This window comes from Sphingobium chungbukense, from assembly GCF_001005725.1.
In the GTDB taxonomy this organism is placed as follows: domain Bacteria; phylum Pseudomonadota; class Alphaproteobacteria; order Sphingomonadales; family Sphingomonadaceae; genus Sphingobium; species Sphingobium chungbukense.
Genome location: NZ_LBIC01000009.1, coordinates 294,162 through 310,778 on the forward strand (window position 1 = coordinate 294,162; position 16,617 = coordinate 310,778).

At 64.8% G+C, this 16,617-nt stretch carries 17 protein-coding genes; 15 read left to right on the forward strand and 2 right to left on the reverse strand.

Annotated elements, in window-relative coordinates:
* Positions 1-6 precede the first annotated feature (6 nt).
* Genes YP76_RS19285 through YP76_RS19305 form a run of 5 tightly spaced genes read left to right on the forward strand, consistent with a single transcriptional unit; the run spans position 7 to position 4,805 of the window.
* Positions 7-837 carry an HpcH/HpaI aldolase/citrate lyase family protein gene (locus tag YP76_RS19285; protein ID WP_052757500.1) on the forward strand — a complete coding sequence of 277 codons (831 nt, stop codon included), beginning with the start codon at positions 7-9 and terminating at the stop codon, positions 835-837.
* Positions 830-1,339 carry a MaoC family dehydratase gene (locus tag YP76_RS19290; protein ID WP_046765200.1) on the forward strand — a complete coding sequence of 170 codons (510 nt, stop codon included), beginning with the start codon at positions 830-832 and terminating at the stop codon, positions 1,337-1,339. Before YP76_RS19285 ends, YP76_RS19290 begins: the two co-directional genes overlap by 8 nt.
* A gap of 13 nt (positions 1,340-1,352) precedes the next feature.
* Positions 1,353-2,522 carry an acyl-CoA dehydrogenase family protein gene (locus YP76_RS19295; protein WP_046765201.1) on the forward strand — a complete coding sequence of 390 codons (1,170 nt, stop codon included), beginning with the start codon at positions 1,353-1,355 and terminating at the stop codon, positions 2,520-2,522.
* The gene (locus tag YP76_RS19300; protein WP_046765330.1) at positions 2,519-3,712 is read left to right on the forward strand and encodes a CaiB/BaiF CoA transferase family protein; all 1,194 of its coding nucleotides are present in this window, start codon (positions 2,519-2,521) and stop codon (positions 3,710-3,712) included. Before YP76_RS19295 ends, YP76_RS19300 begins: the two co-directional genes overlap by 4 nt.
* Positions 3,702-4,805 carry a CaiB/BaiF CoA transferase family protein gene (locus YP76_RS19305; RefSeq protein WP_232307642.1) on the forward strand — a complete coding sequence of 368 codons (1,104 nt, stop codon included), beginning with the start codon at positions 3,702-3,704 and terminating at the stop codon, positions 4,803-4,805. Before YP76_RS19300 ends, YP76_RS19305 begins: the two co-directional genes overlap by 11 nt.
* Positions 4,806-4,812: 7 nt before the next feature.
* Here YP76_RS19305 and YP76_RS19310 read toward each other — a convergent pair whose 3' ends face one another.
* The gene (locus YP76_RS19310) at positions 4,813-5,571 is read right to left on the reverse strand and encodes a GntR family transcriptional regulator (protein ID WP_232307643.1); all 759 of its coding nucleotides are present in this window, start codon (positions 5,569-5,571) and stop codon (positions 4,813-4,815) included.
* 44 nt (positions 5,572-5,615) lie between these two features.
* On the opposite strand from YP76_RS19310, the gene YP76_RS19315 reads away from it, so the two are divergent.
* Genes YP76_RS19315 through YP76_RS19360 form a run of 10 tightly spaced genes read left to right on the forward strand, consistent with a single transcriptional unit; the run spans position 5,616 to position 15,382 of the window.
* The gene (locus YP76_RS19315; protein WP_046765203.1) at positions 5,616-6,860 is read left to right on the forward strand and encodes an MmgE/PrpD family protein; all 1,245 of its coding nucleotides are present in this window, start codon (positions 5,616-5,618) and stop codon (positions 6,858-6,860) included.
* Complete coding sequence (locus tag YP76_RS19320; RefSeq protein WP_046765204.1) at positions 6,857-8,164, forward strand: MmgE/PrpD family protein; 1,308 nt, start codon at positions 6,857-6,859, stop codon at positions 8,162-8,164. Before YP76_RS19315 ends, YP76_RS19320 begins: the two co-directional genes overlap by 4 nt.
* Complete coding sequence (locus YP76_RS19325) at positions 8,161-9,531, forward strand: phenylacetate--CoA ligase family protein (protein WP_046765205.1); 1,371 nt, start codon at positions 8,161-8,163, stop codon at positions 9,529-9,531. Before YP76_RS19320 ends, YP76_RS19325 begins: the two co-directional genes overlap by 4 nt.
* Positions 9,528-10,844 carry an amidase gene (locus YP76_RS19330; protein ID WP_052757501.1) on the forward strand — a complete coding sequence of 439 codons (1,317 nt, stop codon included), beginning with the start codon at positions 9,528-9,530 and terminating at the stop codon, positions 10,842-10,844. The genes YP76_RS19325 and YP76_RS19330 overlap by 4 nt, the downstream gene beginning before the upstream one ends.
* 20 nt (positions 10,845-10,864) lie before the next feature.
* On the forward strand, positions 10,865-11,170 hold the full coding sequence (locus tag YP76_RS19335) for an REDY-like protein HapK (protein WP_046765206.1): 306 nt from the start codon (positions 10,865-10,867) through the stop codon (positions 11,168-11,170).
* Positions 11,170-12,003 carry an SDR family NAD(P)-dependent oxidoreductase gene (locus YP76_RS19340; RefSeq protein WP_046765207.1) on the forward strand — a complete coding sequence of 278 codons (834 nt, stop codon included), beginning with the start codon at positions 11,170-11,172 and terminating at the stop codon, positions 12,001-12,003. Before YP76_RS19335 ends, YP76_RS19340 begins: the two co-directional genes overlap by 1 nt.
* Positions 12,003-12,869: a polysaccharide deacetylase family protein gene (locus tag YP76_RS19345; RefSeq protein WP_046765208.1), complete on the forward strand. Its 867-nt coding sequence runs from the start codon at positions 12,003-12,005 to the stop codon at positions 12,867-12,869. The genes YP76_RS19340 and YP76_RS19345 overlap by 1 nt, the downstream gene beginning before the upstream one ends.
* On the forward strand, positions 12,866-13,630 hold the full coding sequence (locus YP76_RS19350; RefSeq protein ID WP_046765209.1) for an enoyl-CoA hydratase/isomerase family protein: 765 nt from the start codon (positions 12,866-12,868) through the stop codon (positions 13,628-13,630). The genes YP76_RS19345 and YP76_RS19350 overlap by 4 nt, the downstream gene beginning before the upstream one ends.
* Entirely contained in the window at positions 13,627-14,532 is a 906-nt protein-coding gene (locus tag YP76_RS19355) for a VOC family protein (RefSeq protein WP_046765210.1), read from the forward strand. The genes YP76_RS19350 and YP76_RS19355 overlap by 4 nt, the downstream gene beginning before the upstream one ends.
* A 1-nt stretch (position 14,533) precedes the next feature.
* Positions 14,534-15,382 (forward strand): alpha/beta fold hydrolase, encoded by an 849-nt coding sequence (locus YP76_RS19360; protein WP_046765211.1) that lies wholly within the window; start codon positions 14,534-14,536, stop codon positions 15,380-15,382.
* 260 nt (positions 15,383-15,642) lie between these two features.
* Here YP76_RS19360 and YP76_RS19365 read toward each other — a convergent pair whose 3' ends face one another.
* The gene (locus YP76_RS19365; RefSeq protein ID WP_046765212.1) at positions 15,643-16,617 is read right to left on the reverse strand and encodes a quinone oxidoreductase family protein; all 975 of its coding nucleotides are present in this window, start codon (positions 16,615-16,617) and stop codon (positions 15,643-15,645) included.

The window sequence follows — 16,617 nt, forward strand, 5'->3', positions numbered from 1 at the left end:
TCCGCGGTGAACACGCCCATCACTCTTTCATCGCTGCTGTTCGTGCCGGGATCGAAGCCGGAGCGCTATGGCAAGGCGCTGGCCAGCAATGCCGATGCCGTGTGCATCGATCTTGAGGATTCGGTCCCCGCACCGGCCAAGGGGGATGCGCGCGCGGCGGCCATCGCGGCGATTGCCGGGTGCGATTCGCGACTCATCCTGCGCATCAACGGCATGACCACGCGCGCGGGTCTGGAGGACCTGCTCGCGCTGGCCGATGCGCCGGTTCTGCCGTCGCTGATCCTGGTGCCGATGGTGGAAAGTCCGGTGGAGATCGGGATCATCGCCTCTGTACTGGGGGATCGCACCCCGGGCATCGTGCCGCTGGTCGAAACGGTGAAGGGCCTGCGGGCGGCACCGGAAATCGCGGCGACGCCAGGTGTCGTCGCGATGATGTTCGGCGGCGGGGATTTCGCCGCGGAACTGGGTGTCGCGCTGGCATGGGAGCCGCTGCGTTCGGCGCGTGGCGCCTTCGTGATGGCGTGCGCCGGGGCCGCCATTCCGGCGATCGACGTGCCCTTCATTGCGATGGACGACATGGCGGGCCTGTCTCATGAGGCTGCGGCTGCGCATGCACTAGGTTTCAGCGGCAAGGCGGCCATCCATCCCGCGCAGGTGGACGTGATCAACGCGACCTTCCGTCCGACGGCCGAACAGATTGCCGAAGCGGAAGAGGCGCAAAGGGTTTTCGATGCGGCCGGTGGGGCCGCAGTACGTTTCAACGGCCGCATGCTCGAAGTGCCGATCATGCGGCGATATCAAAGGATATTGGCCATGCGGAGCAAACAAGATGCGTGAAGGCGTTGTAGAAGTCAGCCCCGGACGCTTCCGTGAGACTTTCGGTCGCTACTATGAAGACTTCGTGGTCGGCCACATCTATGAACACCGGCCCGGACGCACCATCACCGATGCCGACAATGTGCAATTCACGCTGCTGACCATGAATACGCATCCGGCGCATTTCGATTATGAATTCGCCAAGAAGACCGAATTCGGAAAGCCGCTGGTCTGTTCGCCGCTGACCGTGGCGCTGATGGTCGGCATGAGCGTTTCGGACGTCAGCCAGAAGGCCGTGGCGAATCTCGGCTGGGACAATATCCGGCTGACCCATCCGATGTTCCCGGGCGACACGATCTATGCGGAGAGCGAAGTCGTCGAGAAGCGGGAATCCAGTTCTCGTCCGGAACAGGGCATCGTCACGGTCAAGACGATCGGCAAGAACCAGGACGGCAAGATTGTCTGCACCTTCAACCGTACCATGCTGATCTGGAAGCGTGGTTTCGGTCCCGTCGACGATTGAAGGGTGAGTGACCATGTCTGAACATGTCCAACGGCATATCGATGCCGACGACGAAGCCGCCCTGCTGGAAACCATCGACCGCTGGATCGAACGCGATGTCCGTCCAGTGGTCATGCATCACGACCATAACGACATCTGGCCCGCCGAACTGGTGGAGCAGATGAAGGAAATGGGGCTCTTTGGCGCCACCATCGGCCAGGAATATGGCGGACTGGGCCTGCCGGCCACGACCTATTCCAAGATCGTCACGCGTATTTCCTCCTATTGGATGGCGATCACCGGCATCGTCAATTCGCACCTGATGATGGCGGCGGCGGTCGAGCGTTTCGGTACGGAGGCGCAGAAGCGGAAATGGTTGCCCAAGTTCGCCAGCGGGGAAATCCGTGGCGGGCTGGGGCTGACCGAACCTGATGCGGGCACCGATCTCCAGGCGATCCGGACTCATGCGGTGCGCGAGGGCGACGATTATGTCATCAACGGCACCAAGACGTGGATCACCAACGGCATCCAGGGCAGTTGCATCGCGCTGCTGGTGAAGACCAATCCCCAGGCCGAGCCGCGTTACAAGGGTATGAGCCTGTTCATCGCGCCCAAGGGCGAAGGTTTCACCGTCGGCAAGAAGTTCGACAAGCTGGGTTACAAGGCGATCGATACTGCCGAACTGGTGTTCGACAATTATCGCATCCCGGCTGAAAATCTGATCGGCGAAGTCGAGGGCGAGGGTTTCTTCCAGGCCACCGGCGGGCTGGAACTGGGCCGCATCAACGTGGCGTCGCGCGGCGTGGGCCTGGCCGAAGGTTCGCTGCGGCTGGCGACCGAATATGCCCAGCTCCGCAAGACCATGGGCAAGCCCATTGCGCAGCATCAGGCGATCCAGCTCAAGCTGGGCGAGATGGTGACGCGGGCGGAGGCTGCCCGGCTGCTCGTCAATCAGGCTGCGCAGGCCTATGATCGCGGCGAACGTTGCGACATGGAAGCGGGCATGGCCAAATATTTCGCGTCGGAAGCCGCAGTCCGCAATTCGGAGGAGGCGATGCGCATCTTCGGTGGCTACAGCTATTCCAAGGAATATGAGATCGAACGCTATTATCGCGACTCCCTGCTGATGTGCATCGGCGAGGGCACCAACGAGATGCAGCGGATGATCATCGCCAAGCAGTGGCTGAAGAGGAATCCGGCGTGACGCGAAAACTTCCCCTGGAAGGCTTCCGGATATTATCGGCTGAACAATATGGTGCCGGCCCGTACGGCACCATGTTTCTCGCGCAGATGGGGGCGGAGGTCATCAAGATCGAACCGCCCAAGGCGGGCGACACGGCCCGTGCGGTGGGCCCGCATTATCTGCGTAAGGGCGAGAGCCTCTATTTTCAGAGCTTCAATCTCAACAAGCGTTCGCTGACGCTTGACCTCAATTCGGTCGATGGCAAGGCGATCCTGCACCGGCTGGCCGCGACGAGCCATGCCGTGGTCAACAATCTGCGCGGCGATCTGCCGGAGAAGATCGGCCTGACCTATGCGCAGTTGAAGGACGTCAATCCCGCGCTCGTCTGTGCGCATCTGTCGGCCTATGGGCGGGACAATGATCGTGCGCGCTGGCCGGGCTACGACTATTTGATGCAGGCGGAGGCGGGCTGGCTGTCGCTGACGGGTGAACCCGACGCGCCGCCGACGCGTGCCGGCCTGTCGCTGGTCGATTTCATGACCGGCACGATCATGACGATCGGCCTGCTGGGTGCGTTGGTCGATGCGCAGCGTTCGGGCGTGGGCCGGGACGTGGATGTCGACCTGCTTTCCGCCGCGATCCATCAGACCAGCTATCCGGCGGTCTGGTATCTGAACGAGGGCGACGTCACCGGACGGACGGAACGTTCGGCGCATCCCTCGGTCACGCCGAGCCAGATGTTCCGCGCGGCCGACGGATGGGTGTTCGTCATGGCCCAACTGCCGAAATTCTGGGACGTTCTGGTGGAGCGCATCGGTCATCCCGGATTGGCCACCGACGAACGTTTCGCGACGCCCGCCGACCGACTGGCCAATCGCGATGCGCTGACCGTCATCCTCGACGGCGTTTTCCGGGAACAGCCGGTCGCCTATTGGATGGAGCGGCTCGCCGGACACATGCCGGTATCGCCGGTCTATGGTCTCGACCAGGCGCTCGACAATCCCTATCTGCAAAGCACGGGAATGATCGACACCGTGTCCCATCCCGATCGCGAGCAACTGCGCGTGCTGGCGAACCCGATCCGCATGGATGGAGAGCGCCTGCCCAACCGTTCGGCGCCGCTTCTGGGCGCGGATACGGAGGCGGTGCTGGCGGAGGCCGGGTTCAGCGCCACGGACATAGAGTCCTTCAAGAGCAAGGGTGTCGTCTGATCCGATGGGCAAGCTTTCGGGAATAAAGGTCATCGACCTGTCGCAGTTCCTGCCGGGGCCGATGCTGTCGGTCATGATGGCGGACCAGGGGGCGGAGGTCGTGAAGGTCGAGCCTTTGAGTGGCGAGCCGGTGCGCGGCCTGGCGCCGTTCGAGGCGGGGCAGTCGATCTGGTTCCGCAACCTCAACCGGGGCAAGAAGAGCGTCGCGCTCGATCTCAAGAGCGCGGCGGGGTGCGATGCGTTGTGGGCATTGATCGACGATGCCGATGTGTTCATCGAAGGCTTCCGGCCGGGCGTCGTTGCCCGTTTGGGCTTCGGATATGAGGCCGTCGCGGCCCGCAATCCCCGGATCGTCTATTGCTCCATTTCGGCCTTTGGCCAGACGGGCGAATGGGCGCATCATGCCGCGCACGACATGGCGGTCCAGGCCATGGCGGGCTTTCTTTCGGTCAATGACGGACCGGATGGCATGCCCGTCGTGCCCGGCGCGCCCTCCGCCGACATGGCGGCGGGGCTGACAGGCTTGTCGGCCGTGCTGATGGGCCTGATCGGCCGTGAACGGACCGGGCGGGGGGACTATATCGATGTCGCCATGTTCGATTCCCTGCTGCCATGGTGCGCTCATATCGCCGGAACCGCCGTCGCAGGCGGGGAGCCGCCGCGGTCGAGCAGTCAGCGTTCGCTGGGGGGCGCGGCCTTCTACAATGTCTATGAGACGGCCGATGGCAAGCATGTGGTGCTGGGCGGGCGCGAACTGAAATTCGTCGCCAATCTGCTGAATGCGCTGGAGCGGCCCGATCTCATCCCGCTGGGATCGGTCGATCCGGGCGAAGCGCAGGCGCCCTTGATCGGCTTCCTGCGCGACAGCTTCCGCACGCGGACGCGCGACGAATGGGTCGCGTGGTTCGCCGACAAGGATGTCGCCTTCTCGCCGGTACTCGACTTCCGCGAGGCCTTTTCGGCACCTCATATGCTCGCGAGAGGCCTGATCGTCGAGGCCGATGGCGCGCATCACATCGCGCCGCCGATCCGCTTCGCGGGCGAGCAGCCATGGGTTCCCGCATCGGCGCCGGAGCTTGGCGCCGATGGCTGAACCCCTGTTACTCGACGTCGATATGCATGGTGTAGGCGAACCGGTCGCCGGGATGGTGGCTGGCGGAGATCTCGATCAGGCGGCCGGTGGCGTCGAAATAGCATCGCAGGATGCGGAGGCAGGGGCTGCGGCGGGGTACACCCAGTTCGATAGCCACCGGGCCGCTGGCCGGTACCGCCTGGATGTCCTGCGTCACGCTGGCGACCTTGACGCCCGAGAGGCGTTCAAGCTGTCGGAAGATCGTGTCCTCATTGGGCTGGATTTCCCGCGCGGCGCTTTCCAGATCGGGATGGATATAGGCGTCGGTGAGGGCGATGGGTCCGGCCTGGCCATGCCGGGTGCGCAGGCCGCGAAAATGATGCCAGCGTCCGTTCACCGGCTCGCCGATATGGACGGCGAACTTCTTGGGCAGCAGCGTCGCGCCCATCGGGGTGAAAAGAATTTCGCTGTCACGCGCATATTGCAGGATTTCGCCGACGTTGGACAGCGGCTGGTGCAGCGCGCCGCCGCGTGCCGAGGCAGGCTTAATCACTGTGCCCGAACCGCGCTTGCGTTGAATGAGCCCCTCGGTCTGGAGGGAACGAAGAGCCTCGCGGACGGTGAAGCGGCTGACGCCGTAGCGCGCGCACAGCACGCTTTCGGTAGGAAATTGGGCAGGGTCGGGATAGTCCCCGCGCAATATTCCCGCGCGCAGATCTTCGGCCAATTCCTGATAGCGCGGCTTTTTGCTGCGGCTTCGCGTAGTCGTTTGAACTTCGGCCGACAAATCAAGACTCCCCTGTGTATCCATTACGTGTCGGAGTATCTCCGATGACTGCAATAGACCATAGCCTAGTCGAACGCATTGCACAGCATCTCCAGCGTCCGATAGAAAAAATTGTCCGGACAAAGGCCAGGCTTCATCTTCTGGATTGGTTGGCCTGCGTTGCGGGCGGCAGGCAATCCGATATCGCCCGATCGCTGGCGAAGGACGGCCTGACCGCGTCCGCCGACAAGGCTGCGTGGCTGGGCAATGTGTTGGAGATGGACGATGTCCACCGCACGGCGATCCTGCATCCGGGGCCTGCGGTCTGGCCGACGGTCCTGGCCATGGGTGGGGATGCGCTCGACGATGCGCTCGATGCGGGCGTGCGCGGCTATGAGGCCATGATTGGGATCGGCGCGATGCTGGACGGACGGCATTATGCCTTCTGGCACAATACGGCGACGGCAGGCAGCTTCGGAGCCGCCGCCGCGGCCGCATCGCGTCTGGACGCAAACGAGGCCCAGCTCGTATCGGCGCTGGGGCTGGCGGGGTCGGTGACCGGTGGCCTTTGGCAGATGCGGCATGAGCCGGTCATGGCCAAGCAATGGCATCTGGCGCATGCGATGATGACGGGCATGGCAGCGGCGCGGCATGCGGTGGCGGGCGTGACCGGGCCGCGCTTCATCCTGGAAGGGCCACAGGGTCTGTTCGCGGCGACGTGCGATGCGCCAAAACCTTTGATGCTGGCAGAGGGCTGGCGCATCGATGAGGTCAGCTTCAAGCCATGGGGCGCCTGCCGCCATGCGCATCCCGCCATCGACGCGGCGCTGGAATTGAAGGCGGCGGGGGCGCTGGAGGGACGGGTGACGGTCGCCACTTATCGCGATGCGCTCGTCTTTTGCGACCGGCCCGATCCGCAAAGCGTGCTCGATGCGAAATTCTCGCTGCAACATGCCGTTGCGATCGTCATGGACAGAGGCGTGCCGCAACTGGCCGACTTCGAACCCGATGCGATCGCCGCGCTGGCCCCGGCGCGCAGCCTGGTGACGGTAATGGAGAGCGAGGAATTGACTCGCGCCTATCCCGCGCATTTCGGGGCCACCCTGTCGAGCGGCAAGGGCAGGGTCACGCTGGCCGATGCGCGGGGCGATCCGGAACGGCCCTTGTCCGAGGCGGGCGTGGTTGAAAAGGCCCGCGCGCTGATGGCATGGGGTGGTATCGGCACCGATGAGGCGAGCGACATGATCGCGGCCACGCTTGAGGGCGATCGGGTGTCGGACATCCTGCGCATATTGGAGGGCTGGTTGTGAGCGCGACGCGACGCATAGTGGATTTCGCCCGTGCCGGGCACCGGCTTCCCCCGGCGGTGCGGGCGGCTGCGCTTCACCTGCTGGGCGACACGCTGGCGACCGGAGCGGCGGGTTCGACGGCACCCGGCGCCGATCCTGTGCTGGCCGCCGCGTGTGGCTGGGGGCAGGGAAGCGATGCCCGCCTGATCGCGCGGGACATGCGCCTGCCCGCGGCGGGCGCAGCCTTCGTCAACGCCTTCCAGATCCATTGTCTCGAATGGGACGCGGTGCACGAACCTGCGGTGGTCCATGCGCTGTCGACCGTGACGGCTTCCGTCATGGCTGCCATCGACCGGCGCGGCGGATGCGACCCGGAGGACGCGTTGACCGCGCTCGCGGTCGGTGTGGATATCGCCAGCGGTCTTGGCCTGTCGGCGGACACGCCGCTCCGTTTCTTCCGCCCCGCGACGGCGGGCTGCATCGGGTCGGCGCTGGCGGTGGCCCGGATCGACAGCGTGGACCGACTGGACGATGTTCTAGGGCTGGCCTATTCGCAATGCGCGGGCACGATGCAGGCGCATGTCGAGGGATCGATCGCGCTGCCGCTCCAGATCGCCGGAGCGGCAAGGTCGGCCATCGCGGCGGTCGATCTGGTCAAGGCCGGGCTGACCGGTCCGCATGACGCGCTGGAAGGGCCGTTCGGCTATTTCACATTATTCGATGGAGGCGACATCAACTCCTATGCCGATGCGCTGGGGCAGGTCTGGCGCATCGCGGAAGTCAGCACCAAGCCGTTCCCATCAGGGCGGGCGAGCCATGCGGTGCTCGCGACGCTCGACACGCTGCTGCGGGAGGGGGCGGTGGACGCCGGTTCGGTCGTAAGGATCGACGCTTTCGTGCCGCCGCTCATCCAGCGACTGGTGGGGCGTCCCTTCAGCGCGGACATGACGCCGGCCTATGCGCGCCTGTGCCTGCCGTTGCTGGTGGCGCTGATGCTGACCGATGGGCGGATCGATCCGCGCCGGTTCACGCCCGCGACCTTCGCCGATCCGGCGATCGCCGCGCTGGCCGACAGGCTGGTCATCACGCTGGACGGCAATGCCGATCCCAACGCCCTATCGCCGCAGCGACTGGTCGTCACGCGCGCCGACGGCACGCTCCTGGAGCGCACCATCCCTGCGACGCTCGGCCATCCCGACGCCGCCATGAGTCCCGCGCAGACGCAGGCCAAACGTGACCTTGCCCGCGAGCTTGCCGCCAGCGAGCCCGATCCGCGCCTGTTTTCCGATCCGCTTTCCTATTTCACACGTCCGGAGCAACCATGACTTTCCCGACCTATTTCGAAGCCTTCGACGCCAAGCAGATGCTTCAGGACTATCCGGTGGGCGATGCCTTCGTGGCGCGCTACACGGGTATGAGCCGCGACGAACTGCACGCGTTGCAGAACGAACGCTTTCTCAAGCTGATGAAGCGCGGCTGGGAAATCCCCTTCTATCAGCGCCTCTGGGGCGCGAAGGGCATCGAGGCGGCCGATATCCGCGGCCTGGAGGACATCGTGAAGCTGCCGGTCTATGACAAGACCGACCTCATGGCCTCGATCGCCGCCCACCCGCCCTATGGCGATTTCGCTGGCCTGGGCGGAGCCGATCGTCCGCCGACGATCTTCCACACCACGTCGGGCACCACCGGGCGCCCGCAGGCACTGCTCTTCGGTCCCAAGGGGCGCGAGATCACCAATCTGCTCGTGGGCCGCATGTACCGCTGGCAGGGGGTCAGCCCCGGCGACGTGGTGCAGTCCGTCTATGGCCACGGCATGATCAATGGCGGCCATTATATCCGCGAGGCGGTGATGCATTTCACCAACTCGATCTTCCTGTCGGCGGGCACCGGCATCGAGACGCGATCGATCAACCAGGTCGGGCTGATGGCGGATTTCAACGTCTCTGTGCTGGTCGGCTTCATCGATTATATCCGCAAGCTGGCCGAGGTGGCCGAGGCGGAAGGGCTGCTCGACAGGATCAACATCAAGATGATCTGCGGCCATCTGGGCACCGAAGACCGGTCCAGCGTCGAAAAGGCATGGGGCGGGGCCAAGGCCTATGACTGGTATGGCGTGGGCGATACCGGATCGATCGCGGGCGAAGGTCCGGAACGCGACGGCCTCTATGTCTGGGAGGACGCGCAATATCTGGAACTGCTCGATGTCGATACGGGCGCGGCCGTGGGCGCGGGCGATACCGGCGACATGGTCGTGACCTGCCTGTTCAAGGATGACATCGCGCCCTGCATCCGCTTCAACACCCATGACATCACCCATGAGCTGACCGGCGCCAACCAGACGGGCATGGCCTTCAAGCGGATCGCCGGGTTCAAGGGCCGCAGCGACAATATGGTGAAGCTGCGCGGCATCAATGTCTTCCCCCATGCCATCGGCTCGCTGATCGAGAATCGCGCCGACCTGACCGGGGAATTTGTCTGCCATGTCTCGCGCGATGCCTCCGGGCGGGACGATATGCAGGTCACGCTCGAAAGCCGGGGCGGCACGGACGAGACGCAACTGGCCGGCCTGCTGCGGCAGGGGCTGGGCGTCGAGGTTTCGGTGAAGCTGGTCGGTGCCGGCGAGACGGCGACCCTGACCCAGATCGACGTGCGCCAGAAGCCGATCCGCCTGATCGATGAGCGCAAGCCGTGAGTGAACTGCATCGGCTCGGCATCGCCGGATTGCGTGCGGCCTATGCGGCGGGCGAAACCGCGCCCGCCGCGGTCGTCGCGCATTATCTGGCGCGCATCGATGCCCATGACGGTGCGATCCGCTCCTATGTAGAGGTCGACCGCGACGGTGCCGTTGCTGCGGCTGTGGAAAGCGGCAAGCGGATTGTAGAGGGCAGGGCGGGCTCTCTGGAGGGCGTGCCTGTCGCGGTGAAGTCCAACATCGCGGTGAAGGGGCTGGAGTGGAATGCCGGCATGGCGGTGCGGCGTGGCATCACCGCCGCCGAGGACGCGGAGGCGGTGGCACGGCTGCGCGCGGCCGGTGCGATCATCCTCGGCACGCTCAACATGCATGAAGCGGCGCTGGGCGCGACGACCGACAATCCCTGGTTCGGCCAGACGATCAATCCGCATCGTGAAGGCCACACGCCCGGTGGGTCGTCGGGCGGTAGTGGCGCTGCGGTGTCGGCGGGGCTTTGTGTCGCGTCGCTGGGCACCGACACGCTGGGTTCGGTACGCATTCCGGCCGCCTATAACGGCGTCTACGGCATCAAGCCGACGCCGGGCGCCATTTCCGACAAGGGCCTTGTTCCCCTGAGCGAATGGCTGGACAGCATCGGCCCGATCGCGCGATCGATCGACGACCTGGAATCCTTGATGGCGGTGCTGGGCGGCCCGGCGGATGCCGGTATCACCCCGAAGCGGCTGGTGCTGCTCGACAATTTCGATGATCTGGGTTGCGAGGCGGCGGTGCTTGCCGCTTATGAGCATGCAGGGGCGCTGGTCGACGATCTGCCGCGACGGTCGCTCAAGCTGGCGGATAGCGCCGCCGACGTGCGCTTTGCGGGGTTCGTCGTTGCGGCCCGCGAACTGATCACGCATCTGGGCGCGGCCCGGACGGAAGCGGCCGACCGGCTGTCCGACGAACTGCGCTTCATGCTCGACTATGCCGACAGCCGTTCCGACGCGGACGTCACGCGCGCCCAGCAGATATTGGCGCGTACGCGGATGACCGTGCGCGATGCCATCGGGGACGATGGCATATTATTGATGCCGACAGCTCCGCAAGCGGCCTTCCGCCACAATAGCCGCCCGCCCGTGACCCAATCGGCCTTCACCGCCTTCGCCAATATTGCGGGCTTGCCGGCGATCAGCATTCCTGCGGGGTTGAACGCCGACGGGATGCCGGTGGCGGTGCAACTGGTCGGCCCGCCCCATGGTGAGGCTGCGCTGTTTGCGCTGGCCCGCAAGCTCGACGCCGGTCTTGCCGGTTTCGTGCCGTCCCCCCTGATTTGAGTGACATTAAGGAGAGCCCCATGCGCATCATCGTGCTGTTCAATCTGAAGCCGGACGCCGATCCCGCCGCTTATGAAAACTGGGCGCGGACGGTTGATATTCCGGGCGTCAACGCGCTGTCCTCCGTCACCGATTTCCAGGTGCACCGGGCGACCGGCGTGCTGGGCAGCGATGCGCCGTCGCCCTACGCCTATTTCGAGGTGATCGACATCAGCGACATGGCGGCCTTCGGCGTCGATGCGTCGAGCGAGGCCGTGCAGAAGGTCGCGGCGCAATTCCAGCAGTTCGCGGACAATCCGCAATTCATTCTGACCGAGACGCTGTGATGCGCCGCTTCGAAGGAAAAACCATCGTCGTCACCGGCTCCGGCCGCGACAAGGGGCTGGGGCAGGCGATCCTGCAACGCTTCGCGGACGAGGGCGCGAACTGCATCGTGTCCGACCTTGGCAAGCCCGCCGAGCATATGGGCGCCAGCGATATCGGCACCACCGATGAGATGGAGGCGGTGGCCGAGGAACTGCGCCAGCGCGGCGCGAAGGTCGCGGTCATCCCCTGCGACGTGCGGTCGGAGGAAAGCTGCGCGGCGCTGGCGGCCAAGGCCGTCGAACTGTTCGGATCGCTCGACATCTGGGTCAATAATGCAGGCATCGGCTATATCATGAAGCCGCTGTTGGAAACGACCTCCAGCGAGTGGGAAGCGGTGATCGGCGTGAACCTGTCGGGCGCCTTCTACGGCACCAAGGCGGCGGCCAAGGCGATGATCGCGGGCGGCAAGGGCGGCCGGATCATCAACATCGCCAGCCAGGCGGCCAAGTCGGGCTTCCCGCACATGGCGCCCTATACCAGTTCGAAACATGGCATGGTCGGGCTGACCCGCTCCAACGCCATCGAGCTTGGCCAATATGGCATCACCGTGAACGCGGTGTGCCCCAATCATGTCACGACGGGTCTCGGTGCACGGCAGAATGAATATTTCTCGAAGCTGCTCGGCTTCGACAGTGTCGAGGCCTATGTCGAGAATATGCACCGCAAGAACCCGATGGGCCGCCCCGGCAAGGGCAGCGACACCGCCGGGGCCTGTGCATGGCTGGCTTCCGACGACGCGGTTTATGTGACCGGCGAGGCGCTGAACGTCTCGGGCGGTGAGGAGATGCATTGATGATCGAAGAACGTATCGACTGGCCCAATGGCGCGAAGCTGGCGCTGTCGGTGGTCGTGAATGTCGAGGAAGGGTCGGAAATGACCGTGGCCCGTGGCGACCGCGGCATGGAGCCGGTCGATGAACTGGGCATCCATATCAAGTCCGCCATCCGCAACTATGGCAATGAATCCAACTATCGCTACGGCATCAAGGCGGGCGCCCCGCGTATCGTCAGGCTGCTGCGCGACTATGACATCAAGGCGAGCTGGACGGTCGCGGCGCTCAGCCTGGAAAACCATCCGGACATCGCGCAGGCCATCGCCGAGCTGGGGCATGAGCCGGTCAGCCATGGCTGGCGCTGGGTCCACCAGTTCAAGATGAATGAGGAGCAGGAACGCGAATTCATCCGCAAGGCGGTACAGTCGATCGAAAAGACCGTCGGCGTGCGCCCCTATGGCTGGCTCAGCCGCTATTTCCACACCGACAATACGCGGCGCCTGCTGATCGAGGAGGGCTTCGCCTATCATATGGACGATTATTCGGGCGACGTGCCCTTCTGGGACCGGGACACCGTGCCCGGCAAGCCCATCGCCATCGTCCCCTATCAGCTCGATTCCAACGATATGAAGATGTGGACCGACCCGGCGATGACGCCGACGCAGTGGCTGGAATATGCGAAGAACTGCTTCGACCAGCTCTATCGCGAAGGGGAGGCGGGCAATCCCAAGATGATGTCGCTGGGCCTGCACCTGCGCATCATCGGCCGTCCGGGCCGCATCTGGGCGCTGGAGGAATTCTTCCGCCATGTGACCGCGAAGAAGCATGTGTGGATCACCACCCGCCACGCCATCGCCCAGCATCTGGCGAAGGTCGATCCGGCATGAGCGTCCGGATCGAGAAACAGGGCGCGGTCGCGCATCTGCTGATCGACCGGGCGGAAAAGCGCAATGCCTTCACCCAGGCGATGTGGGAGGAATTTCCCCTGTTGCTGGGGGAGGCGATGGCGGACGAGACGATCAAGGTCATGCTCCTCCGCTCGGCGACCGCCGGCACCTTCTGCGCGGGGGCGGATATCGCGGAATTCGGTGTGGGCGCGCTCGATCCCGAATGGCGCGCGAAGAACCAGGCTGCGATCGGCCGCGCCCAATATGAACTGGTGCGCGCCGAAAAGCCGGTGATCGCGGCGATCGACGGCGATTGCGTCGGTGGCGGTTGCGGCCTGTCCATCGCCTGCGACCTGCGCGTTGCGTCGTCGCGGGCGCGCTTCGGCATCACGCCCGCCAAGCTCGGCCTTGTCTATTCGCTGCACGATACCAAGCTGCTGGTCGATCTGGTCGGCCCGGCACAGGCCAAGCGCATCCTCTTCACCGCGCAATTGCTTCCCGCCGATGAAGCGCAGCGCATCGGCCTGATCGAGATATTGGACGACGATCCGGTGACGGCGGCCGTCAGCCTGGCCGAGACGATCGCCGCGGCATCCTCTCACAGCGTCCGCAACACGAAGAGGATCGTGCGCCGTATATTGGACGGTCAAGCCGATGATGATGCGGAAACGCAGGCCCTGTTCGGGGCGGCATTTCTGGGCGAGGACTTCCAGGAAGGTGTTTCGGCTTTTCTGGAAAAGCGCAGGGCCGTCTTCAAATGAGCGCCTATCTGACGCACGGCCGTATCGCCGGCGGTGTCATTTCGACGCCGGACCTGAACGCTGCGTTGAGGGATTATCATGACTGCCTGGGCCTCAGGATCGTCGAGCAGGGGAGGTTGGACGCCGATCTTGCCGCGAGCTGGGGATGCCCCAAAAGCGCCGGGGCGCCATTTGCCGTCCTGCAACCCGAAAGCGGGGCGCATTGCTTTCTCCGTCTGGTCGAAGCGCCGCTGCCCGCCGACTTCAAGCCGACCAGAAGCTATGGCTGGGCGGCCTATGAACTGACGGTGCAGGATGTCTTCGGATGGCCGCAGCGCCTTCAGGGCAGCGGCTTCGACATTGTCGGTCCGCCCAAGGCGCTGGAGGGCATGCCCTATTTCGTGCCCATGCAGGTTACCGGGCGCGGGCGCGAGATGATCTACCTCAACGAGGTGGCGGAAGACACGCCGGCCTCCGACCTGCCCAAGGCGCGGTCGCTGACGGATCATATCTTCATCGCGATCCTGGCGACGCCCGACCGGGAAGCCAGCCTCCAATGGTTCGAACGGGCGCTGAAGCTGGATATCTCGACCAGCTACACGCTGGCCTATTCGATGATCAACAATGCCTTCGGGCTGGGCAGCGATTATCGCACGACCATCACCATGGTACAGAAGGGGCGGTTGCCGATCGTCGAAGTCGACGATTATCCCGCCGAAGCGACGGTGCGGCAGGGCGACCCCGACATGCTGCCGCCGGGCAATGCGATGATCACGCTTGCCGTCGACGATCTCGATGCGCTCGACGTGACCTTCATCGCGCCGCCGACAAGGCGGGGGGGAGCCATCTACGGCGATCGGCGGGTGGTGACGGTGCGCGGTTTTGCGGGCGAGCTGATCGAACTGATCGAGATCGGCGGCTGAGATGGTCCGGCGCGCCTATGTCGATGGGCCCTATGGACAGATGCATGTGCGCGTGGCGGGCGTACGGGGGGAACGGCCGCCGCTGATATGCTTTCACATGAGCCCGATGAGCGGGCGCATCTATCAGCGTTTCCTGGAGGTGCTGGAAAGACGCGGACGGATGGGCATCGCCATAGACACGCCGGGCTTCGGCATGTCCGATCCGCCGCCCGCGCCGCCGGGCATAGCCGACTATAGCCGCGCGATGCAGGCGGCGATCGCTACGCTTGGCCTGGCCGGGCCGGTCGATCTCATGGGCTATCACACCGGCTCGATGATCGCGGCCGACCTGGCGGCGGATCGGCCTGACCTTGTGCGGCGGCTGGTCTGCGTCTCCGCACCGATCTTCACGGCGGACGAGCTGATCGAGATGCAGCGCCTCTATGCACGGCACGAACCGGCCGTCGATGGCAGCCATCTGCTCCGGCGGTGGCACGGTTTCGTGCGCTGGAATCTGGGACGCGGCCTGACCATAGAAGAGCTGAACGACATGTTTCCCGAAGGGCTGCTGGCGGGCAACCGGGAATGGTGGGGGCATAACGCCGCCTTTTCCTTCCGGTCCGACATGCGCCTGGATGAGGTCGCGCAGCCCGTCCTCGTGCTCAACACCGATGATGATCTGACGGAGCAGAGCCGACGCGCGCCGAAGCTGATGCGCAATGGCCGGGTGGTCGAATTGCCGCATTGGGGGCATGGCTTCCTTGACGGTTTCCCCGAGCAGGCGGCCGATCTGGTGATGAGCTTCCTCGATGCCGATGCCGCGGATCCCTTTGGCGCGCTTCAGCTTCCGGAGGGCGGGCGTCCCGGATGAGCATGTCGATCATCGAGCGGCCTTTCGATGGAAAGCGGCCGAGCGTCTTGCGCTGACCAATCGCTCCATATTGGGATGCGGTCGAGGCCGGCCCGCTGCTGAAGGTTGGCCGTCCGGTGGCGCCTTTCCTGGCGGACGGTTGTTTCACCATCCTGCCGCGAAACGATAGGGCCGAATGCCGATCGATCCGCCTGGTCTTCATCATGGAGTTTCTGAACGGATGAACGGGCGCCTCCATCGGGGCGCCCGTTCCCGAACGGTCAGGGCAACAATAGAGTGGATCCAGTCGTTTTGCGTGCCTCCAGGTCGATATGGGCCTGCGCCACATCTTCCAGGCGATAGCGCTGGCCGACGCTGATCTTCACCTTGCCCGAACGCAGCATGTCCCATAGCCGCGCGACACCCGCCGCCCGCTCGGCAGGTTTGGCGTAATAATGGTAGAGCATGGGCCGGGAATTGTAGAGCGAACCCTTCATCGCCAGCACGCCCAGATTGACCCCGCCCACCGGGGCGTCGGCATTGCCGTAATTCACGATGAGCCCCCGGATGCCGCAACTGTCGAGCGACGATTCCCAGGTCGACATGCCCACGCCGTCGAACACCACGTGCACGCCCTCGCCATCGGTCAGCGCGCGGACGCGGCTCGCCGTATCCTCGCTCTGGTAGAAGATGATATGATCGGCGCCTGCCGCTAGCGCCTTTTCGGCCTTTTCCTCCGTGCTGACCGTGCCGATGACGGTCGCGCCGATCGCCTTCAGCCACTGGACCAGGATCAGGCCCACGCCCCCGGCGGCGGCGTGGACCAGCACGGGCCAGCCCGCCTCCACCCTGGCACAGCGTTCGACCAGAAGTTCGGCGGTGCAGCCCTTCAGCAGCGCTGCGGCCGCCGTCTCGTCGTCGATGTCGTCGGGAATGGTGATCAGGGATGCGGCGGCGATGTTGCGGTGGGTCGCATAGGCGCCTCGTTCGGGGCCGAAATAGCCGACGCGCTGGCCCGGCGCGAAATCGGTGACGCCGCCGCCGATCGCCTCGACCACGCCGACACCCTCCACGCCAAGCTCGGCGGGGAGGGCGACGGGGTAGATGCCCCGTCGGTGATAGGTATCGATGAAATTCAGCCCCAGCACCCTATGCCGGACGCGGACTTCTCCGGCGGCGGGAGCGGGAAGGTCGATATCATGAAAGGCGATGACCTCCGGCCCGCCATTGGTCTCTATCCGTGCGACGCGTGCCAT

Coding starts and splice junctions, on each gene's coding strand:
- YP76_RS19290 (WP_046765200.1), top strand. CDS start 830: ATGCGTGAAGGCGTTGTAGAAGTCAGCCCCGGACGCTTCCGTGAGACT.
- YP76_RS19295 (WP_046765201.1), top strand. CDS start 1,353: ATGTCTGAACATGTCCAACGGCATATCGATGCCGACGACGAAGCCGCC.
- YP76_RS19315 (WP_046765203.1), top strand. CDS start 5,616: ATGACTGCAATAGACCATAGCCTAGTCGAACGCATTGCACAGCATCTC.
- YP76_RS19325 (WP_046765205.1), top strand. CDS start 8,161: ATGACTTTCCCGACCTATTTCGAAGCCTTCGACGCCAAGCAGATGCTT.
- YP76_RS19335 (WP_046765206.1), top strand. CDS start 10,865: ATGCGCATCATCGTGCTGTTCAATCTGAAGCCGGACGCCGATCCCGCC.
- YP76_RS19340 (WP_046765207.1), top strand. CDS start 11,170: ATGCGCCGCTTCGAAGGAAAAACCATCGTCGTCACCGGCTCCGGCCGC.
- YP76_RS19345 (WP_046765208.1), top strand. CDS start 12,003: ATGATCGAAGAACGTATCGACTGGCCCAATGGCGCGAAGCTGGCGCTG.
- YP76_RS19350 (WP_046765209.1), top strand. CDS start 12,866: ATGAGCGTCCGGATCGAGAAACAGGGCGCGGTCGCGCATCTGCTGATC.
- YP76_RS19355 (WP_046765210.1), top strand. CDS start 13,627: ATGAGCGCCTATCTGACGCACGGCCGTATCGCCGGCGGTGTCATTTCG.
- YP76_RS19360 (WP_046765211.1), top strand. CDS start 14,534: ATGGTCCGGCGCGCCTATGTCGATGGGCCCTATGGACAGATGCATGTG.
- YP76_RS19365 (WP_046765212.1), bottom strand. CDS start 16,617: ATGGCACGCGTCGCACGGATAGAGACCAATGGCGGGCCGGAGGTCATC.